General features: G+C 70.3%; 21 protein-coding genes. 4 read left to right on the top strand and 17 right to left on the bottom strand.

Features of this window, described 5'->3' with window-relative positions; translation table 11 throughout:
* Nucleotides 1-8: 8 nt before the first annotated feature.
* The 5 genes from AMK29_RS28515 to AMK29_RS28495 all read right to left on the bottom strand — a co-directional run bounded on the left by AMK29_RS28515 (nt 9) and on the right by AMK29_RS28495 (nt 5,353).
* Nucleotides 9-965, bottom strand: a complete 957-nt coding sequence (locus tag AMK29_RS28515; protein WP_073818452.1) for a helix-turn-helix transcriptional regulator — start codon at nt 963-965, stop codon at nt 9-11.
* Between the two features lie 158 nt (nt 966-1,123).
* Nucleotides 1,124-1,504 carry an FKBP-type peptidyl-prolyl cis-trans isomerase gene (locus AMK29_RS28510; RefSeq protein ID WP_073818451.1) on the bottom strand — a complete coding sequence of 127 codons (381 nt, stop codon included), beginning with the start codon at nt 1,502-1,504 and terminating at the stop codon, nt 1,124-1,126.
* Between the two features lie 43 nt (nt 1,505-1,547).
* A complete protein-coding gene (locus AMK29_RS28505) occupies nt 1,548-2,489 on the bottom strand; it encodes an FKBP-type peptidyl-prolyl cis-trans isomerase (RefSeq protein ID WP_073818449.1) in 942 nt (313 codons plus the stop codon).
* Between the two features lie 152 nt (nt 2,490-2,641).
* Nucleotides 2,642-4,003 carry a Pup--protein ligase gene (pafA, locus tag AMK29_RS28500; protein WP_017241694.1) on the bottom strand — a complete coding sequence of 454 codons (1,362 nt, stop codon included), beginning with the start codon at nt 4,001-4,003 and terminating at the stop codon, nt 2,642-2,644.
* A gap of 69 nt (nt 4,004-4,072) precedes the next feature.
* Entirely contained in the window at nt 4,073-5,353 is a 1,281-nt protein-coding gene (locus AMK29_RS28495; RefSeq protein WP_073818447.1) for an MFS transporter, read from the bottom strand.
* Nucleotides 5,354-5,475: 122 nt separating this feature from the next.
* Here AMK29_RS28495 and AMK29_RS28490 point away from each other — a divergent pair, with 122 nt between their 5' ends.
* Entirely contained in the window at nt 5,476-6,495 is a 1,020-nt protein-coding gene (locus AMK29_RS28490) for a LacI family DNA-binding transcriptional regulator (protein WP_073818445.1), read from the top strand.
* Nucleotides 6,496-6,674: 179 nt separating this feature from the next.
* On the opposite strand, the gene prcA is transcribed toward AMK29_RS28490, so the two are convergent.
* The 5 genes from prcA to arc all read right to left on the bottom strand — a co-directional run bounded on the left by prcA (nt 6,675) and on the right by arc (nt 12,305).
* Nucleotides 6,675-7,427, bottom strand: a complete 753-nt coding sequence (gene prcA / locus AMK29_RS28485; protein WP_073818444.1) for a proteasome subunit alpha — start codon at nt 7,425-7,427, stop codon at nt 6,675-6,677.
* Between the two features lie 46 nt (nt 7,428-7,473).
* Nucleotides 7,474-8,313, bottom strand: coding sequence for a proteasome subunit beta (gene prcB, locus AMK29_RS28480; RefSeq protein WP_073818442.1), 840 nt, complete (start codon nt 8,311-8,313; stop codon nt 7,474-7,476).
* Nucleotides 8,314-8,473: 160 nt separating this feature from the next.
* Nucleotides 8,474-8,686, bottom strand: a complete 213-nt coding sequence (locus AMK29_RS28475; protein ID WP_073818441.1) for a ubiquitin-like protein Pup — start codon at nt 8,684-8,686, stop codon at nt 8,474-8,476.
* Nucleotides 8,687-8,845: 159 nt separating this feature from the next.
* The gene (gene dop / locus AMK29_RS28470; protein ID WP_073818439.1) at nt 8,846-10,357 is read right to left on the bottom strand and encodes a depupylase/deamidase Dop; all 1,512 of its coding nucleotides are present in this window, start codon (nt 10,355-10,357) and stop codon (nt 8,846-8,848) included.
* A gap of 181 nt (nt 10,358-10,538) precedes the next feature.
* Nucleotides 10,539-12,305 carry a proteasome ATPase gene (gene arc, locus AMK29_RS28465; protein ID WP_073818814.1) on the bottom strand — a complete coding sequence of 589 codons (1,767 nt, stop codon included), beginning with the start codon at nt 12,303-12,305 and terminating at the stop codon, nt 10,539-10,541.
* A gap of 254 nt (nt 12,306-12,559) precedes the next feature.
* On the opposite strand from arc, the gene AMK29_RS28460 reads away from it, so the two are divergent.
* Complete coding sequence (locus AMK29_RS28460) at nt 12,560-12,871, top strand: ferredoxin (RefSeq protein ID WP_073818438.1); 312 nt, start codon at nt 12,560-12,562, stop codon at nt 12,869-12,871.
* A 4-nt stretch (nt 12,872-12,875) separates the two neighbouring features.
* Here the strand turns inward: AMK29_RS28460 and AMK29_RS28455 are convergent, their stop codons facing one another.
* The 3 genes from AMK29_RS28455 to AMK29_RS28445 form a co-directional block, all read right to left on the bottom strand.
* Nucleotides 12,876-13,454, bottom strand: coding sequence for a hypothetical protein (locus AMK29_RS28455; protein WP_073818436.1), 579 nt, complete (start codon nt 13,452-13,454; stop codon nt 12,876-12,878).
* A gap of 186 nt (nt 13,455-13,640) precedes the next feature.
* Entirely contained in the window at nt 13,641-14,528 is an 888-nt protein-coding gene (locus AMK29_RS28450; RefSeq protein ID WP_015032448.1) for a tRNA (adenine-N1)-methyltransferase, read from the bottom strand.
* An 18-nt stretch (nt 14,529-14,546) separates the two neighbouring features.
* Complete coding sequence (locus tag AMK29_RS28445) at nt 14,547-15,680, bottom strand: site-2 protease family protein (RefSeq protein WP_241845755.1); 1,134 nt, start codon at nt 15,678-15,680, stop codon at nt 14,547-14,549.
* Between the two features lie 181 nt (nt 15,681-15,861).
* Here AMK29_RS28445 and AMK29_RS28440 point away from each other — a divergent pair, with 181 nt between their 5' ends.
* Nucleotides 15,862-16,764: a RecB family exonuclease gene (locus AMK29_RS28440; RefSeq protein ID WP_241845745.1), complete on the top strand. Its 903-nt coding sequence runs from the start codon at nt 15,862-15,864 to the stop codon at nt 16,762-16,764.
* Between the two features lie 42 nt (nt 16,765-16,806).
* Complete coding sequence (locus AMK29_RS28435) at nt 16,807-17,484, top strand: response regulator (RefSeq protein WP_073818431.1); 678 nt, start codon at nt 16,807-16,809, stop codon at nt 17,482-17,484.
* 102 nt (nt 17,485-17,586) lie between these two features.
* Here AMK29_RS28435 and AMK29_RS28430 read toward each other — a convergent pair whose 3' ends face one another.
* From AMK29_RS28430 to AMK29_RS28415, 4 genes are all read right to left on the bottom strand, one after another.
* The gene (locus tag AMK29_RS28430; protein ID WP_073818430.1) at nt 17,587-19,167 is read right to left on the bottom strand and encodes an ABC transporter substrate-binding protein; all 1,581 of its coding nucleotides are present in this window, start codon (nt 19,165-19,167) and stop codon (nt 17,587-17,589) included.
* A 77-nt stretch (nt 19,168-19,244) separates the two neighbouring features.
* Complete coding sequence (locus AMK29_RS28425; protein ID WP_073818428.1) at nt 19,245-20,834, bottom strand: ABC transporter substrate-binding protein; 1,590 nt, start codon at nt 20,832-20,834, stop codon at nt 19,245-19,247.
* Nucleotides 20,835-21,308: 474 nt separating this feature from the next.
* Nucleotides 21,309-22,007, bottom strand: a complete 699-nt coding sequence (locus AMK29_RS28420; protein WP_073818427.1) for an HAD family hydrolase — start codon at nt 22,005-22,007, stop codon at nt 21,309-21,311.
* Between the two features lie 127 nt (nt 22,008-22,134).
* Nucleotides 22,135-23,238, bottom strand: a 1,104-nt coding sequence (locus AMK29_RS28415) for a vitamin B12 dependent-methionine synthase activation domain-containing protein (RefSeq protein ID WP_274535650.1), incomplete at its 5' end; no start/stop codon positions are given.

The following is a 23,238-nucleotide window of genomic DNA, read 5'->3' as shown; positions in this document are numbered from 1 at the left end:
CTTTCCCCTCAGCCCTTGGCCACGGCACGGAGCCGGTCCACCACATCGGCGCGCAGATCGGCCGGTTCCAGTACGACGACATCGGGACCGAACTCGACGAGCCAGGCGTCGAGCCCGTGTCCGTACGGGACCTCCAGCTCGTCCCAGCCGTCGGTGCCCTCGTGCACGGACTGGGCGCGGGCCCGCAGCGGGTAGCCGCAGCCGGTGCGCAGCCGGATCCGGGCCGAGCGGGTGGCGGTCTCCCCCGCCCAGCTCTCCACGGTCTCCCGGACGGTGACGACGTCGGGCACGGGCGCGGTGAAGGCGCCGGCCCGGGAGCGGACCTTGCCGGTGATACGGGAGAGGCGGAAGACGCGCTCGGCACCGCGGTCGCGGTCCCAGCCCGCCAGGTACCAGTGGCCGCGCCAGCATTCGAGGGTCCAGGGCTCGACCTGGCGGGTCTCGGGGCGGGCGGCGTTGGCCTTGCGGTAGTCGAAGACGACGGGCCGGCGGTCGCGGCAGGCCAGCATCAGCGGTTCGAAGGCGGCCTCGTGGACCGGGATGCGGGGTTCGAGGGCGCTGGGCTGGGTGTCGTACGAGTCCTCCGCCTCCGGCATGCCGGCGGCGCGGAGCTTCTGGAGGGCGCCGCTGGCGGCGCCGGCGAGGCGGGCCTGTTGCCAGACCTTCGCGGCGAGGCCGAGCGCGGCGGCCTCCTCGGCGTCGAGGGTGATGGGCGGCAGCCGGTTGGAGTCGCGGCGGGCGAGGTAGCCGGTCTCGCCCTCCAGGTTCTCGACGGTCTCGATGACGAGGCCGAGCTCGCGGAGGTCGTCCTTGTCACGCTCGAACATGCGGTTGAAGGCGTCGTCGCCGCCGGCTTCGAGGTAGGCCTCGATGGAGCCGCGGAGTTCACGCTTGCTCAGCGGGCGGCGTGTCCCGAGGAGGCACAGCGCGAGATTCATCAGCCGCTCGGACTTGGCAATCGCCATCGACGCCCCGCACCTCATCTACCGGATCCACGTGTCTGTCGGACGTCCGACCGTACCGCCCCGGGGTGTCGGGGCCCAAGCCGAGGGCCCCCGCCATGAACGGCGGGGGCCCTCGGAGGTCCGTCGGCGGCCGGGTCGGTGCCCGGCCGCGTACGGGGTCAGCGCTTGGTGACGCCCACGAGGTCGCAGACGAAGATCAGCGTCTCGCCGGGGGCGATCTTGCCGCCGGCGCCGCGGTCGCCGTAGGCGAGGTGCGCGGGGATGACCAGCTGGCGGCGGCCGCCGACCTTCATGCCCTGGACGCCCTGGTCCCAGCCCTGGATGACCTGGCCGGCGCCGAGGTTGAAGTCGAGCGGGGCGCCGCGGTTCCAGGAGGCGTCGAACTCCTCGCCGGAGTCGAAGGACACACCGACGTAGTGGACCTTCACGAAGTCACCGGCTTCGGCGAGCTCGCCGTCGCCCTCCCAGATGTCCTTGATCTCCAGGTCCTTCGGCGGCTCGCCACCCGGGAAGTCGATCTCGGGCTTCTCGATGCTCACTGAACTGCTCCTCATACTGGTGAACTACGTGATCGGGACAGTCTTACACCTTCGTGAGGATGTCCACGGCGAACACCAGCGTGGAGTTCTTCGGAATCCCCTGCTGCTCCTTGTCGCCGAACGCCTCCGACGGCGGGGCGACGATGAGGACGCGGCTGCCGACCTTCTTGCCGACGAGACCGTCCTTGAGGCCCTTCAGCGTCAGGTTCGCGAGCGGGAAGTTCGCGGGCTTGCCGGTGGGGTACGTCGAGTCGAAGACCTTGCCGTCCTTCCACAGGGCGGCGACGTAGTTCACGACGACCGTGTCGGTCGCCTTCACGGCCTCGCCGTCGGCCTCGAGCACGTAGTTCGAGACGAGCTTGGTCGGCGGGGCGACCTTCGGGACGGTCAGCGTGGGCGCCTTGCCGTCGGTGTTCGTCCCGACCTTGGGCAGGTCCTTGTTCTCCTGGGCGACCGGGGTGCCCGTGGCGGACTTCGGGATCGTGACGGCCTTCAGGATGTCCACGACGAAGACGAGGGTGGCGTTGGGCTTGATGCTCGGCGGCGAGCCCTTCTCGCCGTAGGCGAGCTCCGGCGGGATGCCGAGCTCGATACGGCTGCCGACCTTCTGGCCTTCGAGGCCCTGGTCCCAGCCCTTGATGACGCCGCCCTCGCCGAGGGTCAGGCTGAACGGCTCACCGCGGTCGAAGCTGTTGTCGAAGGGGGTGGTGGAGTCCCAGGCCTGACCCAGGTAGTTCACCGACAGCGCGTCACCCTTCTTCGTCACCGCGCCTTTGCCCTCGCTGATGACGTTGACCTTCAGTTCCTTGGGCGGGTCGCCCTCACCCTTGGCGAGGGTCGGCTTCTCCCCGAACTTCTGGCCCGCGGTGATGGCGGGCAGCCCGTTCTTCATCGAGGCGGAATCGGAGCCCTTGTCGTCGCTGCCGCACGCCGCTGTCGAGAGCAGCAGCAGCGGGACGACGAGAAGGCCGGCAAGTCGGCGCACGTGTTCCTCAGATCTCAGACGGCACAGTAGTTGCCGCCACTCTAGGGGGTGTCGTGCCGATCGGGCCGGGCTCGCGACGTCCGGGGCCCCTCTCCCACGCCGAGGACCCCGCACGCCGAGCGTGCGGGGCCCTCATGGTCGGTACGACCTGCCTACATTCCGGCGATCAGCTTTTCGACCCGGTCGTCGACGGAGCGGAACGGGTCCTTGCACAACACCGTGCGCTGCGCCTGGTCGTTCAGCTTGAGGTGGACCCAGTCGACGGTGAAGTCCCGCCGCTGCTCCTGGGCACGGCGGATGAAGTCGCCGCGCAGCCTGGCCCGAGTGGTCTGCGGGGGCACCGACTTGCCCTCGAAGATCTTCAGGTCGTTGCAGATCCGCGCCGCCTGCCCGTTCTTCTGGAGCAGGTAGTAGAGGCCGCGGCGACGGTGGATGTCGTGGTACGCGAGGTCTATCTGCGCGACCCTCGGGTTCGACATGGTCATGTTGTGCTTGGCCCGGTAGCGCTCGATGAGCCGGTGCTTCATGACCCAGTCGATCTCGGTCTCGATGCGGTCGAGCTGCTCGCTCTCGATCGCGTCGAGCGTCCGGCCCCACAGCTCCAGGACCTGGGCGACGGTGCCGGACCGGATCCCTCGCCGGTCGACGAAGTCGACGGCCTTCTCGTAGTACTCGCGCTGGACCTCCAGGGCGGAGGCCTCGCGGCCGCTGGCGAGCCGGACCTTGCGCTGTCCGGTGATGTCGTGGCTGACCTCGCGGATGGCCCGGATGGGGTTCTCCAGGGTCAGGTCGCGCATCACCGTGCCCGCCTCGATCATGCGGAGCACCAGGTCGGTGGCGCCGACCTTGAGCAGCATGGTCGTCTCGGACATGTTCGAGTCGCCGACGATGACGTGGAGGCGGCGGTAGCGCTCGGCGTCGGCGTGCGGCTCGTCTCGGGTGTTGATGATGGGCCGCGAGCGGGTGGTCGCGGAGCTGACGCCCTCCCAGATGTGCTCGGCGCGCTGGGAGACGCAGAACACGGCGCCGCGAGGGGTCTGGAGGACCTTGCCCGCGCCGCAGATGAGCTGCCGGGTGACGAGGAACGGAATGAGGATGTCCGCGAGCCGGGAGAACTCACCGTGACGGGCGACGAGATAGTTCTCGTGGCACCCGTAGGAGTTTCCGGCCGAGTCGGTGTTGTTCTTGAAGAGGTAGACGTCGCCCGCGATTCCCTCCTCGTGCAGGCGGCGTTCGGCGTCGACGAGCAGGCCCTCGAGAATGCGCTCACCGGCCTTGTCGTGGGTGACCAGTTCGGTCACGTTGTCGCATTCCGGTGTGGCGTATTCCGGATGCGAACCCACGTCCAGGTACAGGCGGGCGCCGTTCCGCAGGAAGACATTGCTGCTGCGGCCCCATGACACGACACGGCGGAAGAGGTAGCGCGCCACTTCGTCAGGAGACAGTCGGCGCTGTCCCCTGAACGTGCACGTGACGCCGTACTCGTTCTCCAGCCCGAAAATGCGGCGGTCCATGTCTGAACATTACGCCTGACGGCCTGTGCTGAAACCGGGTTGGCCGTTCCCGTTTCGATCATTTTCCGATCAGTGCGTGTTCTTTTCGCTGTGTACGGCGGTGGGGGCGCCCGCACCGACGGCGTGTCGCGCGTCGGCCGCGGGGGTGCCGGGGGCCGGGGGCGCGCCGAGGACGCTGCCGGTGGCCAGGAGGACGAGGAACGCGATCAGGCCGCCCGCGCCGGCGACGGCGAAGCCGGAGACGGTCCCCGCGAGTTCGATGGCGGGGCCCGCCGCGGCGGAGCCGAGGGCCGAGCCGACGCCGAAGGTGGTGACGAGCCAGGAGAAGGCCTCGGTCACCGTGCCGCGCGGGGCGTGCCGGTCCACGACGATGAAGGCGCAGGCGAGCGCGGGGGCCAGGAAGACGCCGGAGAGGACCGAGAGGCCGGTCATGGCCGCGGGGCCCGGCGTGAGCACGAGCGGCAGGTAGCAGACCGCGAGGAGCAGGACGAGCACGCGCAGTCGCCGCTCGGGGGCGCCGGACCACTGGCGGGCGCCGTAGGCGACGCCGCCGAGGAGCGCGCCGAGGCCGAGGGCCGCCATCAGCCAGCCGTAGACGGACGGGGTGCCGCGGTCGTCGGCGTAGGCGACGGCGGCGACCGTGATGGAGCCGAGGGCGAGGCCGACGAAGAAGAAGGCGCCGAGGAGGGCGAGGAGCCCCGGTGAGCGCAGGGCGCCCAGCCAGTGGGCCTCACGGGGGGCCGAGCGCCAGGTGCGGGAGGGCTCGGAGAGGACGACGGCGAGAGCGCCGAGGACGCCGAGGAGGTTGATGACGAGGAGGGCCGCGGCGGGCGACCGGAGGGAGACGAGGAGGGTCAGCAGGAGGGGGCCCACGGTGAACATGACCTCCTGGGCGACCGCGTCGAGGGCGTACGCCCGGTGGACCCGGTCCTCGCGGCCCAGGACGCCGGGCCAGAGGGCCCGCAGCCCGCCTTCCAGGGGCGGCGTGAAGAGGCCGGCGAGGACGACGGCCGCGTAGGCGAGCGGGAGGTGGCCGATGCCGGTCAGGGCGAGCAGGGTCATGCCCAGGGCGGAGAGGACCGCGGCGGGGAGCTGGACCCGGGGCTGGCCCTTGAGGTCGACGGCGCGGCCGAGGAGGGGCTGGCCGATGGCGGTGGCGACGCCGTAGGCGGCGATGAGCCCGCCGGCGAGGGTGTAGCTGCCGCCCAGGTCGCGGACGAAGAGGGTGAGGGCGACGGGGCCGACGGCGTTCGGCAGGCGCCCCACGAGGGTGCCGGCGAGCAGCCGGGCGGCGTGCGGCGCCCGGAGTATGTCGAGATAGCCGCCGTGTGCCGGTGCCTCGGTGGCCATGTGGTCTCCCCTCGCCCCGGAGCCGTCCGAGGTTTTACGTATAACTTGCTTCGTCATACGTACCATGTCGGCTGTACGCGGGTCCAGCCCGCACCCCGGAACCGTCCGACGCGGAGGCCCCAGTGCAGACCCCGGAGCCGCCTGGCGGCACCCGCCCCACCAGCAGGGACGTCGCCCGGACCGCGGGCGTCTCCCAGGCGACCGTCTCCCTCGTGCTCGGCGACAAGTGGCGCGGCCGTGTCTCCGAGCGCACCGCCGGGGCCGTCCGCGAGGCCGCCCGGAGCCTCGGCTACCGGCCGAATCTCGCCGCCCGCAACCTCCGTCTCGGCCGCACCAGGACCGTCCTCCTCGTGGTCCCGGCCCTCACCAACGAGTTCTTCGCCCACGTCTACACGGGCGCCGCGGCCGAGGCGGCCCGGCACGGCTTCGGCGTCGTCCTCTACCCCTCCCCCGACGGCGTGGGCCCCGCCCGGGACCCCTTCGCCTCCGCACCGGCCGCCCTCGACGGTGTCATCGCCTCGTCCATGGCGACCGACGCCCTCGACGCCTTCCGGGACACCGACCTGCCCCTCGTCATGCTCGACAGCGACCCGGCGGGACCCGGCGCCGCCGCGCATGTGAACCTCGACGTCGCCGACGGCATGCGCCGCGTCACCGAGCACCTGCTCGACCTCGGGCACCGCGACTTCCTGCACCTGGCGTCGGCGGCCCCGTCCTGGACCTTCGACGTGCGGGCCGCCGTGCTCGCCCACGCCCTGCGCGGGACGGAGGTGCGCACCGTACGGTCGCCGCTGAACGTCGCGGACGCGGGACGGGCCGCCGGGCAGGCCCTCGCCGCACCCGGCCGCCGGACCACCGCGGTCGTCTGCGACGACGACATCCTCGCGGCCGGCGTCTGCAAGGCCGCGCGCCGGCTCGGACTGCGGGTGCCGGAGGACCTCTCGGTCACCGGCTTCGACGACATGGCCCTCGCGACCGTCGTCGAGCCGGAGCTGACCACGGTCCGGCTGCCCGCCGAGGAGTTCGGCCGGCGGGGCATGGAGGCGCTGCTCGCCGTCCTGGCGGGCGGACGGCCCGAGCCGGTCTCCTTGCCCGTGGACCTCGTCACCCGGGGCTCCACGGGCCCCGCACCGGCCCTCTGAGGCCCGCGGGGGCACGCCGGCCGCCCATGCAGCCTGTCCGGCGCGCGGCAGGCGTGAGCCCATGGCGCCCGTCCCACGCGCGGCAGGCGCGCCACCCCTGCCGCCCGGCCCGCGCGGCCGCACGTACGCCGAAGGGGGCCCGGTCGCCGTGGACCGGGCCCCCTTCGGGTCGTGCGGGTCTACTCCTCGGGAGCCTCGTCCGAGGGCTCGTCCGTCTTCGTCACCGCCGCGTTGTCCGCCTGCAGGAGGCGCGACAGCTGGCGGCCGACGATCCGCTTGAACTTGCGCTGCTGGGGCCGCGTACGGTCCAGGACCGCCACCTCCAGCCGCTCCGCGGGGATCTCCCGCTCGCTGCCGTTGGTGTCCCGCGACAGGGCCTGCACGGCGAGCTTCAGGGCCTCGGCCAGGGACATGCCGTCCCGGTGCCGCTGGTCCAGGAAGGAGCCGATCTGCTCCGCGTTCCCTCCGACCGCGACCGAGCCGTGCTCGTCCACGATCGAACCGTCGTGCGGCAGCCGGTAGATCTGGTCGCCCGACGGCTCCTCCCCGACCTCGGCGACGACCAGCTCGACCTCGTACGGCTTCTCCCCCGCGCTGGAGAAGATGGTGCCCAGCGTCTGGGCGTAGACGTTGGCCAGGCCGCGCGCGGTGACGTCGTCCCGGTCGTAGGTGTAGCCGCGCAGGTCGGCGTAGCGCACACCGCCGATGCGGAGGTTCTCGTACTCGTTGTACTTGCCGGCGGCGGCGAAGCCGATCCGGTCGTAGATCTCGCTGAACTTGTGCAGCGCGCGGGACGGGTTCTCGCCGACGAAGACGATGCCGTCGGTGTACTGGAGGACGACCAGGCTGCGGCCTCGGGCGATGCCCTTGCGGGCGTACTCCGCCCGGTCGGCCATGGCCTGCTGGGGTGAGACGTAGAACGGAGTGGACACCGGCGGTCCGTCCCTTTCTTCTGGGCTTCTACAGAGCGACGAGTGGTCAGAGCAGGGCGGCGCGCGGCCCGTCGGGCTGCTCCAGGCGCCGTGCGGTGACCGATCGGGCCAGCTCGGAGGACTCGGCCTCGGTGAGCCTGCGGTAGCCCTCGTCCGTGATGACCGTGACGATCGGGAAGATCCGTCGCGCCATGTCCGGGCCGCCGGTCGCCGAGTCGTCGTCCGCCGCGTCGTAGAGCGCCTGGACGACCAGGGTGGTGGCCTCCTGCTCGGTCAGGTCGGCGCGGTACAGCTTCTTCATCGAGCCGCGCGCGAAGATCGAACCGGAACCGGTGGCGGCGAACCCGTGCTCCTCGGAGCGGCCGCCCGTCACGTCGTACGAGAAGATCCGGCCCTTCTCCTTGGCCTCGTCCCAGCCCGCGAAGAGCGGCACGACGGCGAGCCCCTGCATGGCCATGCCCAGGTTGCCCCGGATCATGGTGGAGAGACGGTTCGCCTTGCCCTCGAGGGAGAGCGTGACGCCCTCCACCTTCTCGAAGTGCTCCAGCTCCAGCTGGAACAGCTTGACCATCTCCACGGCGAGACCGGCGGTGCCGGCGATACCGACCGCGGAGTACTCGTCGGCCGGGAAGACCTTCTCGATGTCGCGCTGCGCGATCATGTTGCCCATGGTGGCCCGCCGGTCACCGGCGAGCACGACACCGCCGGCGAACGTCGCGGCCACGATGGTCGTCCCGTGCGGGGCCTCGACGACGCCCTCCGGCAGCCTCCGGTTGCCGGGGAGGTGCTCCGGCGCGTGCGCCGACAGGAAGTCCATGAACGAGGACGACCCCGGCGTCAGGAAGGCCGCCGGCAGACGCCCGGTGCTACGAGGGTTGGCTTCCACGCGATTCCTTCCGGGTGGGAGAGTCGGCCCGCCGTGGGACGCGCGGGCCGATCTTGATTGCTGTGCACGGACCTTACCCGTGCCACCGCTTGTCATCCGTCCCCGGACCCACGGCTTTCTCCGGGGCTCCGGGGACGGAGGACGACCGTGCGTGGAGCGGCTACTCGCCGCCCTTCTGCACGAAGGACCGCACGAAGTCCTCGGCGTTCTCCTCGAGGACGTCGTCGATCTCGTCCAAGACGGAGTCCACGTCCTCGCTCAGCTTCTCCTGGCGCTCCTGGAGGTCGGAGTTCGCCTCCGTGGTGGTCTCCTCGACCTCCTCCGTGGAACGCGTCGCCTTCTGCTGTCCGCCGCCGGTGTCCTTGGTCGCCATAAACCTCACCCCGCTCGAATCGGCCCGCTCGGTTGAGTCCGTACAAGATCAGACCCTATACGCGGGGTCTGACATCGGCCCCGTGGTTTTCGCAACGCCCGGGCACTGATTCCATGATTCCCAGTGCCGGGGCATTTCAGGCCCGTGACGGGCCCCCGATCAGTTGCCGGAAAGCACTCGGACCAGTTCCTCGGCCGTCCGGCAGCGGTCGAGGAGCGACTTCACATGGGCCTTGGTCCCGCGCAGCGGCTCCATGGTCGGGACGCGCTGGAGCGAGTCCCGGCCGGGCAGGTCGAAGATCACCGAGTCCCAGGAGGCCGCGGCGACGTCGTCGGCGTACTGCTCCAGGCAGCGGCCCCGGAAGTAGGCCCGGGTGTCCTCGGGAGGCGCCGTCTCGGCCCGCTCCACCTCGGTCTCGTCCAGGAGCCGCTTCATGCGCCCGCGGGCCGCCAGGCGGTTGTAGAGGCCCTTGTCGGGCCGTACGTCCGCGTACTGGAGGTCCACGAGGTGCAGACGTGCCGCGTCCCAGTCCAGACCGTCCCTGCGCCGGTAGCCCTCCATGAGCTCCCGCTTGGCGATCCAGTCGAGCTCGCCCGCCAGGCTCATGGGGTCGTTCTCGAGCCGGTTGAGGGTGTCCTCCCAGCGGACCAGGACGTCCTTGGTCTGCTCGTCCGCGTCAGCGCCGTACCGCTCCTCCACGTACTTCCTGGCCAGCTCGAAGTACTCCATCTGGAGCTGCACCGCGGTCAGTGTCCGGCCGCTGCGGAGCGTGACCAGGTACTGGAGCGACGGGTCGTGCGAGACGTGGTGGAGGGTCCGCACGGGCTGGTCGACGGCGAGGTCCACGGTGATGAACCCGTCCTCGATCATCGAGAGGACCAGCGCGGTGGTGCCCAGCTTGAGGTAGGTCGAGATCTCGGAGAGGTTCGCGTCGCCGATGATCACGTGCAGTCGGCGGTATCTCTCGGCGTCGGCGTGCGGCTCGTCCCGGGTGTTGATGATGGGCCGCTTGAGGGTGGTCTCCAGTCCCACCTCGACCTCGAAGTAGTCCGCGCGCTGGCTGATCTGGAAGCCGTGCTCGCGACCGTCCTGGCCGATGCCGACCCGTCCCGCGCCGGTCACGACCTGGCGGGAGACGAAGAACGGGGTGAGATGGCGCACGATGTCCGAGAAGGGGGTCTCCCGCTTCATCAGGTAGTTCTCGTGCGTGCCGTAGGAGGCGCCCTTGTTGTCGGTGTTGTTCTTGTAGAGGTGGATCGGCTGGGCCCCGGGGAGCTGGGCGGCGCGCTCGGCGGCCTCCGCCATGATCCGCTCGCCGGCCTTGTCCCACAGGACGGCGTCCCGGGGGTTGGTGATCTCCGGCGAGCTGTACTCCGGGTGGGCGTGGTCCACGTAGAGCCGAGCCCCGTTGGTGAGGATGACGTTGGCCAGGCCGATGTCCTCGTCGGTGAGCTGGCTGGAGTCGGCGGCCTCGCGGGCGAGGTCGAAGCCGCGGGCGTCCCGCAGCGGGTTCTCCTCCTCGAAGTCCCAGCGGGCGCGGCGCGCCCGGTGCATCGCCGCCGCGTAGGCGTTGACGATCTGGGACGAGGTGAGCATGGCATTGGCGTTCGGGTGTCCCGGGACGGAGATCCCGTACTCCGTCTCGATGCCCATTACTCGCCGTACGGTCATGCGGCCCTCCTTGCCCGGCGGCGCTCACTGTGCGCGACTCGGCGGTACCGATGAGCCTAGAGCGGCTCCGCGCTGGTGGGGAGATCGTTTGCGTATTTCCCTGAACTGCCGGGGGAAATGCTGGATGGAATGCGTCGGCTGCGGATGCCCGGATTCCGGGCATCCGCAGCCGGTGGGCGTTCTACAGGTACTGACCGGTATTGGCCACCGTGTCGATGGAGCGTCCGGTGTCCGCGCCCTGCTTTCCGGTGACGAGTGTGCGGATGAACACGATCCGCTCGCCCTTCTTTCCGGAGATCCGGGCCCAGTCGTCGGGGTTGGTGGTGTTGGGCAGGTCCTCGTTCTCCTTGAACTCGTCCACGCAGGCCTGGAGGAGGTGGGAGACGCGGATGCCCTTCTGGTTGTGGTCGAGGAAGGCCTTGATGGCCATCTTCTTGGCCCGGTCGACGATGTTCTGGATCATCGCGCCGGAGTTGAAGTCCTTGAAGTAGAGGACTTCCTTGTCGCCGTTGGCGTACGTGACTTCGAGGAAGCGGTTCTCCTCGGATTCGGCGTACATCTGCTCGACGACGGACTGGATCATCCCGTGGGCGGCGGCGGCCTTGGAGCCGCTGTGCTCCGAGAGGTCGTCGGCGTGCAGCGGGAGGGTGGCCGTGAGGTACTTCGCGAAGATGTCCTTCGCGGCCTCCGCGTCCGGACGCTCGATCTTGATCTTGACGTCGAGCCGGCCGGGCCGCAGGATCGCGGGGTCGATCATGTCCTCGCGGTTGGAGGCGCCGATGACGATGACGTTCTCCAGGCCCTCCACACCGTCGATCTCGGCGAGCAGCTGCGGGACGATGGTGTTCTCCACGTCCGAGCTGACACCGGAGCCGCGGGTGCGGAAGAGGGATTCCATCTCGTCGAAGAAGACGATGACGGGGGTGCCCTCGCTCGCCTTCTCCCGGGCACGCTGGAAGACCAGGCGGATGTGCCGCTCGGTCTCACCGACGTACTTGTTGAGGAGCTCGGGGCCCTTGATGTTGAGGAAGTAGGACTTCCCCGCGGGCTGACCGGTCACCTCGGCGACCTTCTTGGCCAGGGAGTTGGCCACGGCCTTCGCGATCAGCGTCTTGCCGCAGCCGGGCGGCCCGTAGAGCAGGATGCCCTTGGGCGGACGCAGTTCGTGCTCCTTGAAGAGGTCCGGGTAGAGGTAGGGGAGCTCGACCGCGTCGCGGATCATCTCGATCTGGCCGCCCAGACCGCCGATCTTCTCGTAGTCGACGTCCGGGACCTCTTCGAGGACGAGTTCTTCGACCTCGCTCTTGGGGACCACCTCGTAGACGTAGCCGGACCTGGAGTCGAGCAGCAGGGCGTCACCGGCGCGGATGGTCACGTCCAGCAGAGGCTCGGCGAGCCTCACCACCCGTTCCTCGTCGGTGTGCCCGACCACCAGGGCGCGCTCGCCGTCCTCGAGGATCTCCTTGAGGGTGACGATGTCCCCGGCGCGCTCGAACTCCATGGCCTCGACCACGTTGAGCGCTTCGTTGAGCATGACTTCCTGGCCGCGCTTGAGCTCGTCGAGCTCGATGCTCGGGCTGACGTTCACCCGGAGCTTGCGGCCCCCGGTGAAGATGTCGCATGTGCCGTCCTCGTTGGCCTGCAGGAAGACACCGAAGCCGGCCGGCGGCTGTGCGAGCCGGTCGACCTCCTCCTTGAGGGCCACGATCTGGTCGCGGGCCTCACGGAGCGTGTTCGCGAGTCGTTCGTTCTGCGCGGACACGCCGGCCAGGTTGGTCTGCAGCTCGACGATCCGCTCTTCGAGAATCCTCGTGTGTCGCGGAGAGTCGGCGAGCTTGCGGCGCAGGACGGCGATTTCCTGCTCGAGATAGGCAACCTGACCGGCGGGGTCCTCAGACCCTCGCCCCGGCCGGATGCCGCGGTTGATGTCGTCGTCGTGGGCTGCCACGGTCCTCACCTCCTCCAAGGGGAGCTGGACGCTTCCTGACCCTACCTGCGTGGGTGGTGATTGAAACCCCTAGATCAAAAAGACTCCGAGGTGTGTCCGATCTTCACCCTTGCGCTTCCCCTCTCGCCAGAGGGAATACCCACCCTTCACGGCTTGAAAGCGGGCGGTTGTATCGTCGTCATGGGCCAACACCCGCCGGAGGGGGCCCGACTTACCCGCGAGAAGCGATTCGAGAAGCAGGAACGGCAGGAGATATGACCGTGCAGCACGACGTCCCTTCCACGGGCGCCGAGGAGGCGCTGGAGGTCTGGATCGACCAGGACCTGTGCACCGGGGACGGGATCTGCGTGCAGTACGCTCCCGAGGTCTTCGAGCTGGACATCGACGGGCTCGCTTATGTGAAGGGCGCCGACGACGAGCTGCTCCAGGACGCGGGGGCGACGACCCCGGTCCCGCTGCCGCTGCTCCAGGACGTGGTGGCCTCCGCGAAGGAGTGCCCGGGCGACTGCATCCATGTGCGCCGGGCCGCGGACAAGGTCGAGGTGTACGGCCCCGACGCGGAGTGACGGGTCAGGCGTTCCGCGCGCCGGCCTGGGCCTCGCGGACGAAGGCGCCGCCCTGCCAGCGCCAGCCGACCTGCTCCTTCTCGTCGGGGCAGCAGCTGGGGACGTCGGGGGACGAGTAGCCGAGCAGGGTGGCGAGGACCGCTCCATCGCGTACGGCGAGCGCGGTGACGTTCTTGCGCAGCTCGGGTGCGACGAGGGTGGCCACCACGCGCGCGGGGGCGCCCTTCTCCTTGCCGCGGGTGAGGACGTAGACGCCGCTCGGCGGGGTGCCGGAGCCGGATTCGCAGTGCACGACCGCAACGGTCTCGGGGTTCCCGTCGCCGTCGAGGTCCCCTGACGCCCGCTTGGCGATCTTGTGGGGTGCTCCCCCGCAGTCCAGGGGGTAGTCGGCTCCGGAGGCCTCAGGCGCGGGCGCGGGAGCAGGGGCGCCGGCGGGGGCCGCGGTGGCTCCGGCGGGGCCGGGCTGGAGCAGGCCGGCGAGGGCGACGACCGCGGCGGTCGCGGTGGCGACGGCGAGCCAGTGGGACGGCCGGGCGTGGGTGTGGGCGAGGTCCGCGAGATCCAGGGCGGCGGAGGGCTGCACGCGAGACGTCTCCTGTGGGGTGGTGCGGTGGTTTCCGGGCATCGTGCCACACGTCACAGGGGGACGGAACAGCTGGGGTCGGCGCGGGCCGGCCGGTGGTCGTGCTCGTCGAACATGAGGGCGCCGCCGTCGAGTTCCCGTTCGGGGCGGGGAACTGGACGGCGGCGCTCCGTGGGTGTCGGGACGTCAGCCCTTGTTGGGGCCTTCGTAGTCCTCGCCGTAGGCGCCCTTGGCGGGGCGGCGGCGGCGCATCGGGGGCTCGACGCCGTCCGCGAGGCGGCGGGCGGTGACGAGGAAGCCGGTGTGGCCGATCATGCGGTGATCGGGGCGGACGGCGAGGCCCTCGACGTGCCAGTTGCGGATCATGGACTCCCAGGGCTGCGGCTCGGCGTAGCAGCCGAACTCGCGGATGGACTCCACGGTGCGGGCGAGCTGGGTGGTGGTGGCCACGTAGCAGCAGAGGATGCCGCCGGGCACGAGGGCCTTGGAGACGGCCTCCAGGCACTCCCAGGGGGCGAGCATGTCGAGGATGACCCGGTCGACGTCGGTGTCGGACAGGTTGTCCTGGAGGTCGCCCACGGTGAGCTGCCAGGCGGGGTGGGGACCGCCGAAGTAGCGTTCGACGTTGCCCTTCGCGATCTCGGCGAAGTCTTCGCGGCGCTCGTAGGAGTGCAGCATTCCGCTGTCGCCGATGGCGCGCAGGAGGAAGCTGCTGAGCGATCCGGAGCCCACCCCGGCTTCCACGACGCGGGCGCCGGGGAAGATGTCCGCGAAGGCCAGGATCTGCCCCGCGTCCTTGGGGTAGACCACGGCGGCGCCGCGGGGCATGGACAGGACGTAGTCGGGGAGCAGGGGGCGCAGCGCGAGGTAGGCGACGTTTCCGGTGGTGCGGACAACGCTGCCCTCGGGGGCGCCGATCAGTTCGTCGTGCGGGAAGGAACCCTTGTGGGTGTGGAAGTTCTTTCCCTCTTCGAGCGTGAACGTGTAGTGACGGCCCTTGGGGTCGGTCAGCTGAACCTGGTCCCCGACCTTGAAGGGCCCGCGTCGGCGGGCGGCACCGGTCGGTTCGGACATGTGACCAGAATACCGGGGTTACGAGGAGGGTCGTGCCATGGCCTTGACGAAGGCCCGTTCCACGTCGGTGGTGGCGAGGACGCCGTAGATCTCGCCGGTGTCCTCGACGACGAGGTACTCGGTGGCGGGGCTGGCGCGGAGGTGGTCGAGGAGGGGCTGGCCGGTGAGTTCGGCGGGGACGCGCATGCCGTCGGTGAGGTCCTGGGCGAGGGTGCTGACGGCGACCCAGGGGCGGCGGTGCTGCGGGACGGCGGCGATGGCGGCCTCGCGGACGATGCCGGTGGGGGCGCCTTGGCCGTCGACGACGACGAGGGCGCGGGCGCCGGCCTCGTTGGCGCGGCGGAGGGCCTCGGAGAGGGGGGTGGTGGGTTCGGCGGGGATGGCGCGGCGGGTGAGGCTGCGGGCGCTGAGCTCGGGGAGGTGCTCCCGGAGGCGGGCCATGCGGAGGCTGTTGCCGGCGCCGGTCCAGATGATGGCGGCGAGGATCGCGGCGAGCAGGGCGTCGGTGACGGTGTCGAGGCCGCTGATGTCGTCGGTGGAGTTGCCGAGGGCGCCGGTGCGGGTGAGCAGGGGCAGGCCGATGAGGACGAGGACGGCGAGGGCGCGGCCGACCCAGGCGGCGGCGACGGTGCCGCTCATGGGCTTGCCGGTGATCTTCCAGATGACGGCGCGGAGCATGCGGCCGCCGTCGAGGGGGAGGCCGGGGAGCAGGTTGAAGATCGCGACGATCAGGTTGGAGATCATCAGGCCGGCGAGGAGGACGCCGGGGACGGTGCCGGGCTCGACGGCGTAGAGGGAGAGATAGAACACGCCGGCGAGGACGAGGGAGAGGAGGGGGCCGACGAACGCGAGGACGAATTCGCGGCCGGGGGTCTCGGTCTCCTTCTCGATCTCGGAGACGCCGCCGAAGAACTGGAGCTGGATGCGGCGCACCGGGAGCTTGAAGCGGAGCGCGGCGATGGTGTGGGCCAGTTCGTGGACGAGCACGGAGGCGTAGAAGGCGATGGCGAAGAAGAGGGAGACGAGGTAGCGGGCGGCTCCGAGTTCGGGCAGGACGCGCTCGATCTGGTCACCGAAGACCCAGGTGATGAGGGCGGCGACGAGGAACCAGCTGGGGGCGACGTAGACGGGCACGCCGAAGGGCCGGCCCATGAGGATCCCGCCGCCGGGTTCCTCGGTCCGCTGCGGCTTGGGCTCGTCCTGGTTCACGGGGTCCTTTCGTCGCGGGGGTGTGGCCCACGTCGGTGTGTCACGGTTCGATCATGCAGTGCGACGGGGTCCCGGGTCGATGGTATTCCGCTCGTTGTCGGTGGCGGGTCGTAGGGTCTTCGTCATGAGTACGAGCGAGCAGGTGCCGGCGGAGCCCCGGGCGCCCATGTCGTTGTCGCCGTCGCGGGCGAGCGATTTCATGCAGTGTCCGCTGCTGTACCGGTTCCGGGTGATCGACCGGCTGCCCGAGAAGCCGAGTGCGGCGGCGACGCGGGGCACGCTGGTGCACGCGGTGCTCGAGCGGCTCTTCGACGACCCGGCGGTGGAGCGGACGGCTCCGCGGGCGCGGGCGATGGTTCCGGGGCAGTGGGACCGGCTGCTGGAGTCGAAGCCGGAGCTGGCCGGGCTGTTCGCGGAGGATCCGGAGGGTGAGCGGCTCGCGGGCTGGCTGGCCGAGGCGGAGCGGCTGGTCGAGCGGTGGTTCACGCTGGAGGATCCGACGCGTCTGGAGCCGGCCGAGCGTGAGCTGTTCGTGGAGACGGAGCTGGAGTCGGGGCTGCGGCTGCGCGGGGTGATCGACCGGATCGACGTGGCGCCCTCGGGGGACGTGCGGATCGTCGACTACAAGACGGGCAAGGCGCCGCGGCCGGAGTACCGGGACGGCGCGCTGTTCCAGATGACGTTCTACGCGCTGGTGGTGTGGCGGCTGCGGCGGGTGATCCCGCGGCGGCTGCAGCTGGTCTACCTGGGCAGCGGGGAGGTGCTGACGTACGACCCGGTGGAGGCGGACCTGCTGCGGGTGGAGCGGAAGCTGCTCGCGCTGTGGGAGGCGATCCGGCTGGCGACGGAGTCGGGGGACTGGCGGCCGCGGCCGACGAAGCTGTGCGGCTGGTGTGATCATCAGGCGGTGTGTCCGGAGTTCGGGGGGACTCCCCCGGTCTATCCGCTGAAGATCGTCTCCGTGCGCCCGCCGGAGTCGGGCGAATCGGGTCAGGGCAGAATGGACCTGGCCCCGCCGGCGCCGTAGTGCCGGCGACCTCGTGGGCCCAGGTCCCCTGAAGGAGCCCTTGTGACGATCCGCGTCCTGTTGGTCGATGATCAGCCGCTGTTGCGTACCGGCTTCCGGATGATTCTGGAGGCGGAGCAGGACATCGCGGTGGTGGGTGAGGCCGGGGACGGCCTCCAGGCGCAGGACCAGGTGCGGGCGTTGCAGCCGGACGTGGTGCTGATGGACATCCGGATGCCGCGGATGGACGGGGTGGAGGCGACCCGGCAGATCACGGGTCCGGGTCGGGACGGTCCGGCGAAGGTGCTGGTGCTCACGACCTTCGACCTGGACGAGTACGTGGTGGAGGCGCTGCGGGCCGGGGCGAGCGGCTTCCTCCTGAAGGACGCTCCGGCGAACGAGCTGGTGCAGGCGATCCGGGTGGTGGCGGCCGGTGAGGCGATGCTGGCGCCGTCGATCACGCGCCGGCTGCTCGACAAGTACTCGGCGCATCTGCCGACGGGCGAGGAGCAGGTCCCGGACACGCTGAGCACCCTGACGGACCGTGAGGTCGAGGTGCTGAAGCTGGTGGCGCGGGGCCTGTCGAACGCGGAGATCGCGGCGGACCTGTTCGTCAGCGAGACGACGGTGAAGACGCACGTGGGTCATGTGCTGACGAAGCTGGGGCTGCGGGACCGGGTGCAGGCCGCGGTGTACGCGTACGAGAGCGGTCTGGTGCGGCCGGGCGCCGGCGGGCAGTAGCGGATACGGCGGAGGGGCCCGGTGCGCGTGTGCGCGCCGGGCCCCTCCGCCGTGCCGGGGCCGGGCCGCCGCCGGGTGGGGGCGGCCCTCCGTCGTGGGGGGTCAGCCCTTGCGGATCTCCCAGAAGCGGAAGACGGTCGAGGCGTCGAGGGTCCATTCGAGGCCGGTGACGTCGTCGCGGGCGACGGCGTACTGCTTGCCCTGCCAGAGCGGGAGCAGCGGGAGTTCGTCGGCGACGAGGTCCTGGAGCGTGCCGTACTCGTCGGCGGTGGCGGCCCGGTCCGGGACGGCGGCGGTCTTGGGGAGGAGGCTGCCGGTGATGGTGGTGTTCTGGTACCGGTTGTTGAGGACGTTGCCCTCGCCGAAGAAGGGGGCGGTGAAGTTGTCGGCGTCGGGGTAGTCGGGGACCCAGCCCTTGACGTAGACGCCGTACCGGCCGGCGGCGATGTCCTTCTCGTACTGGTCGAACGCGACGGACTTGACGTCGGCGTCGAAGAGGCCGCTCGCGTTGAGCTGGCCCGCGATGGCCTTGAGCTCCTGGTCGGTGGCCGGGCCGTAGCGGCTGGGCGTGGACCAGAGGGTGAGCTTCACCTTGTCGGTGATGCCGGCCTTGCGCAGGGCCTTCTTCGCCTTGGCCGCGTCGGGGACGCCGTAGGTGTCGTAGAAGGCCGTGTTGTGGCCGGCGATACCGGCCGGGACGATCGAGTAGAGCGGCGTGGCCGTCGACTTGTAGACGCCTTCGACGAGGGCCTCGCGGTCGACGAGGTGGGCGATGGCCTGGCGGACGCCGAGCTTGCCGACGACCGGGTCCTTCATGTTGAAGACGAGGTGCTGGACCTCGGCGCTGCTGCCGGGGATGACCTCGATGCCCTTGTCGTCGGTGGTCTCGGAGGTCTCGAGGGCGGCGATGTCGTCGGCGGAGAGGCCTCGGTAGGCGACGTCTATCTCTCCGGCGGTGAGGGCCTTGGAGAGGGCGGAGCGGTCGCCCCGGTAGAGCTTGAGGGTGACGGCGTCGTTCTTGAGCCGCGCGGTGCCCTTGTATCCGGGGTTGGCGGAGAAGGTGGCCTCGGAGTCGCTGAAGGAGTCCAGCTTGTAGGGGCCGGAGCCGGTGGCCTTGCCGTCGGTGCGCAGCCCGTCGGCCGGGTATTCGCGGTGGTCGACGATGGAGCCGGCGCCGGACGCGATCTTGCTGGGGAAGGTGGCGTCCGGGACCTTGAGGCGGAAGACGACGGTCCGCTCGTTCGGGGTCTCGATGGTGTCGATGGTGGAGAGCAGCGGCGCGGGGCCGGAGGGGTCGGCGATCTTGAGGGCCCGCTCGAAGGAGTACTTGACGTCCTTCGAGGTGAGCTTGTTGCCGTTGGAGAAGGTGAGGCCGTCGCGCAGGGTGCAGGTGTAGACGGTGCTGCCCGCGGAGAAGCCGCACTTGTCGGCGGCCTCGGGCTCGGGCTGGGAGCCGCCCTTGGGGAAGGCGAGCAGGGACTGGAAGACGTTGTTGAACAGCAGCCAGGAGCCGGGGTCGTAGCCGGCCGCCGGGTCGGTGGCGAGGATCTCGTCGGACATGCCGACGCGGACGCCGTTGCCGGAGTCTCCGCTGCCACCCTGTTCGGTGCCGCAGCCGCTGAGGAGGGCGGCGGCAAGGCCGGCGGCGAGGGGGGCCGTCAGCCACTTGTTGTGCGTCTTCACAGAACGTGCCTCGTGATCTCTTGTCAGGCCGGCCGCGCGCGGGTGCGCGGCCGGTGTAACCGATCCTGTCGACGGGGTTATGCGGTGCCGCGGCCCAGTTCCCAGAGCAGGAGGTCGGAGGACGTGTTGAGGGCGTACTCGACTCCGTTGAGGTCGTCGCGGGCGGCGACGTACTGCTTGCCCTGCCAGAGCGGCAGGACGGGTACGTCCTCGGCGACGATCTTCTGGATCTGGTTGAAGACGGGGCCTGCGGCGGTGCGATCGGCCTGGCGGCGCGAGCGCGGGATGAGCTGGTCGCGGACGACCTTGTTCACGTACGGGGTGTTGAGGAAGTTGTCGCTGTCCAGGAAGGGCGCGATGTAGTTGTCCGGGTCCGGGTAGTCCGGGAACCAGCCGAGGCCGTAGACGGCGTAGTCGCCGCGCTTCTGGGCCGTGCGGAAGGTGGACCACTCGGCGCCCTGGACGGTGGCGTCGAAGAGCTCGGTGGCGACGAGCTGCTTCTTGATCGCCTCGAACTCCTTGGCCGTCTCGGCGCCGTAGTGGTCGGTGGTGTAGTTCAGGGTCACCTTGACCGGGGTCTTGACGCCCGCGTCCTTGAGGAGCTTGGCGGCTCGGGCGCGGTCGGGCTCGCCGTACGCGTCGAAGAAGGGGGTGGCGTGGCCGGTGATGCTGGAGGGGATCAGCGAGTACAGCGGCTCGGCGGTGGGGCCGTAGACCATGTTGACGAGGGCGCCCCGGTCGATGACGGCGGCCATGGCCTGGCGCACGGCCTTCTCCTGGACGGCGGGCGCCTTGGTGTTGAAGCCGAGGTAGCGGATCTCCAGGCCAGGGACCTCGATGAGCTCGATGCCCTCCTTGGGCGTCTCGGTGAGGTCCTTGACCTGCTGCTGCGACAGGGAGCGGGCCATCATGTCGATGTCGTCGCCGTCCAGGGCCCGGCCCATGGTCTCCGCGTCGGCGTAGGGCCGCAGCTCGACCTTGTCGTTGCGCAGGGTGATGTCGCCCTTGTAGGCGGGGTTCTTGGTGAAGACGAAGCGGGTGGCCTTCTCGCCGTCGCGCTCGACCTTCATGGTGTACGGGCCGGAGCCGTCCACGTCGAAGCCGTCGCGGAGCTTGTCGGCGGCGTACTTGTCCTTGCTGAGGATGCCGGCGACCGGGGTGGAGAGCTTGTACGGGAAGGTGGCGTCGGGGGTCTTCAGGTGGAAGACGACCTCGTCGGTGCCCTTGGTCTCGACGGTGTCGACGTTCGAGAGGAGGGCGGCCGTGCCGTTGTCCGACTTGATCTTCAGGACCCGCTCGACCGAGTATTTGACGTCCTCGGCGGTGATGGGGGTGCCGTCCGCGAAGGTGAGGCCGGAGCGGAGCTTGCAGCGGTAGCTCTCGCTGGCCTTGTCGGAGAATCCGCAGCTCTGGGCGGCCTCGGGGACGGGCTCGCCGCCGCCGCGGGGCACGTGCATCAGGGTCTGGACGGTCTGCCGCAGGATGTTCCAGGCGCCGGTGTCGTAGGCGAAGGCCGGGTCGAGCGGGGCGGGGGCGTCCGCGGTGGCGATGAACTGGTCCGTGGTGCCGACGACGATCGCTCCACCGTCCTCCGCTCCGCCGCAGGCGGCGAGCAGAGGGGCGAGCAGTCCGGCCACGGCCGGCAGCACCAGGGTCTTGCGGTTCATCAGGGACGATCTCCTCATCCGGCACTGGGACACAGCAGTGAGTGGAACTCCGCCGCCGGCCGCCCGGTCGGGGCGGGAGCGATCGGGCCGGGTGTTGCGATCGGTCCTGTGTTCTCGGCGACTTGGGTGTGCGCCGGTGCACGCGGATATGCGGCGAAGTACTCGCGAAAGATTAGTGGGCGACGCAGCTATTGCCGGACCACGGGCCCCCTCGGGGGTAATCGCACAGTGATCATGAATGCGATGCGCTCGATAGTCATGCGTCGGATGATGCGGACGGCGCCGAGCGAATCGGGACACATGGGGACGCCGAAACTCTCCCTTTTCGGGCAGTGGGCACGACGAAGGCCACCCACCGCCGGGCACTCTGGGTGACCAAGGTCACGCGGAGGCCCATTCGGTGAATGGCCTGATCGTTTCCGGCGGGTGCCGGCGCATTCCACCGGCGGATGCCGGGGAAAGCTCAGGGAAACCTCAGACGCCGGTGATCAGCGTGCGCAGAAAGGGAACGTCGACCTCTTCGAGGGAACGCACGACGACCCGCCCCGACGAGGGCGCGATCGGCGCCACGGACGGCACGGCGACGACCCGGCAGCCCGCCGCCTCAGCGGCCGCCACGCCGGTCGCCGTGTCCTCGATGACGGCGCAGAGCGCAGGATCGGCCCCGACCCCGCGGGCTGCCGTCAGATACGGCTCGGGGTGCGGCTTGGTCCTGACGACCTCGTCCCCCGCGACGGTGAGGGCGAAGCGGTCACGGCCGAGCGAGTCGAGGACGCGGTCGATGATCCGCCGGTGCGAGGCGGAGACCAGGGCGGTCGGGATGGAGTGCCGGGCCAGCTCGGCGAGGAGCCGGTCGGCGCCGGGCATGAGGGGCACGCCCCGGTCGATGCGCTGCTCGAACTTCTCGTTGAGCAGGACGGTCAGCTCGGCGAGGGTGATGTCGGCGCCGGTGGACTCGATGAGGTAGCCCGCGCTGCGGGTCATCGGACCGCCGACGACGACGTCCCGCCAGGCCTCGTCGAGCCGGTGTCCGAGGTCGGCGAAGACCTCGACCTCCGCGTCCCACCAGAAGCCCTCCGTGTCGACGAGGGTCCCGTCCATGTCGAGGAAGACGGCCTGCAGGGCGGAGCTTCCGTTCGTACGGATCAGGGACGCGGGGACCGTACTGGTCATCCGGACACCTCCATGGAGGGACGAGAAGGCCGGCCCCCCTCCCCGGTACGGGGAGGATGACCGGCCTGCACTGGACCGACAAGTGTACGTCCCGATCATCGCGGACGTACGGATTTACCTCCGTCGGTCACCGTGCGTTGAAGTACTTCGCCTCCGGGTGATGGATCACGATGGCGTCCGTGGACTGCTCCGGGTGCAGCTGGAACTCCTCCGACAGGTGCACACCGATCCGCTCCGGCTTCAGGAGTTCCGCGATCTTCGCGCGGTCCTCCAGGTCGGGGCAGGCGCCGTAGCCCAGGGAGAAACGCGCGCCGCGGTACTTGAGGTCGAACATGTCCTGGACGTCGGCCGGGTCCTCGCCGGCGAAGCCCAGCTCGGCACGGACCCGGGCGTGCCAGTACTCGGCGAGGGCCTCGGCGAGCTGGACGGAGAGGCCGTGCAGCTCCAGGTAGTCGCGGTAGGAGTCGGAGGCGAACAGCTCGGCCGTGGCCTCGCCGATCCGCGAACCGACGGTCACGACCTGGAGGCCGACGACATCGGTCTCGCCGGACTCCTCCGGGCGGAAGAAGTCCGCGAGGCAGAGGCGGCGGCCCCGGCGCTGGCGCGGGAAGGTGAAGCGGGTCCGCTCGTTGCCGGCCTCGTCCAGGATGATCAGGTCGTCGCCCTTGGAGACGCAGGGGAAGTAGCCGTGGACCACGGCCGCCTCCAGGAGGTTCTCCGTGTGGAGGCGCTCCAGCCAGCCGCGCAGCCGCGGTCGGCCCTCGGTCTCGACGAGCTCCTCGTACGAGGGTCCGTCGCCGGCCCTGTTCTGCTTGAGGCCCCACTGGCCCTTGAAGAGGGCGCCCTCGTCGAGCCAGGAGGCGTAGTCCTTCAGCGGGATGCCCTTGACGACCCGGGTGCCCCAGAACGGCGGGGCCGGCACCGGATTGTCGGTGGCGGTGTCGGAGCGGCCGCCGGGCTCGGGCTCGGACACCTGGAGCGCCGGGGCGTCCTTCTTCGCGACCCGGCGCTGCTTGAGCTCGGGGAGTACGGCTCCGGGGACGCCGCGCTTGACGGCGATGAGGGCGTCCATGAGGCGCAGGCCCTCGAAGGCGTCGCGGGCGTAGCGGACCTCGCCCTGGTAGATCTCGTGGAGGTCCTGTTCGACGTACGCCCGGGTGAGGGCCGCGCCGCCGAGGATCACGGGGTACTTGGCGGCCAGCTCGCGCTGGTTCAGCTCCTCCAGGTTCTC

Origin of the sequence: Streptomyces sp. CB02261, from assembly GCF_001905665.1 — a bacterium.
Lineage (GTDB): Bacteria > Actinomycetota > Actinomycetes > Streptomycetales > Streptomycetaceae > Streptomyces.
Note: the sequence above shows the minus strand (reverse complement) of the source record. Positions and strands in the feature narration are given on the sequence as shown.

Coding starts and splice junctions, on each gene's coding strand:
- AMK29_RS28515 (WP_073818452.1), bottom strand. CDS start 965: ATGGCGATTGCCAAGTCCGAGCGGCTGATGAATCTCGCGCTGTGCCTC.
- pafA (WP_017241694.1), bottom strand. CDS start 4,003: ATGGACCGCCGCATTTTCGGGCTGGAGAACGAGTACGGCGTCACGTGC.
- AMK29_RS28495 (WP_073818447.1), bottom strand. CDS start 5,353: ATGGCCACCGAGGCACCGGCACACGGCGGCTATCTCGACATACTCCGG.
- AMK29_RS28475 (WP_073818441.1), bottom strand. CDS start 8,686: ATGGCGACCAAGGACACCGGCGGCGGACAGCAGAAGGCGACGCGTTCC.
- dop (WP_073818439.1), bottom strand. CDS start 10,357: ATGACCGTACGGCGAGTAATGGGCATCGAGACGGAGTACGGGATCTCC.
- AMK29_RS28460 (WP_073818438.1), top strand. CDS start 12,560: ATGACCGTGCAGCACGACGTCCCTTCCACGGGCGCCGAGGAGGCGCTG.
- AMK29_RS28450 (WP_015032448.1), bottom strand. CDS start 14,528: ATGTCCGAACCGACCGGTGCCGCCCGCCGACGCGGGCCCTTCAAGGTC.
- AMK29_RS28445 (WP_241845755.1), bottom strand. CDS start 15,680: ATGGGCCGGCCCTTCGGCGTGCCCGTCTACGTCGCCCCCAGCTGGTTC.
- AMK29_RS28440 (WP_241845745.1), top strand. CDS start 15,862: ATGAGTACGAGCGAGCAGGTGCCGGCGGAGCCCCGGGCGCCCATGTCG.
- AMK29_RS28425 (WP_073818428.1), bottom strand. CDS start 20,834: ATGAACCGCAAGACCCTGGTGCTGCCGGCCGTGGCCGGACTGCTCGCC.
- AMK29_RS28420 (WP_073818427.1), bottom strand. CDS start 22,007: ATGACCAGTACGGTCCCCGCGTCCCTGATCCGTACGAACGGAAGCTCC.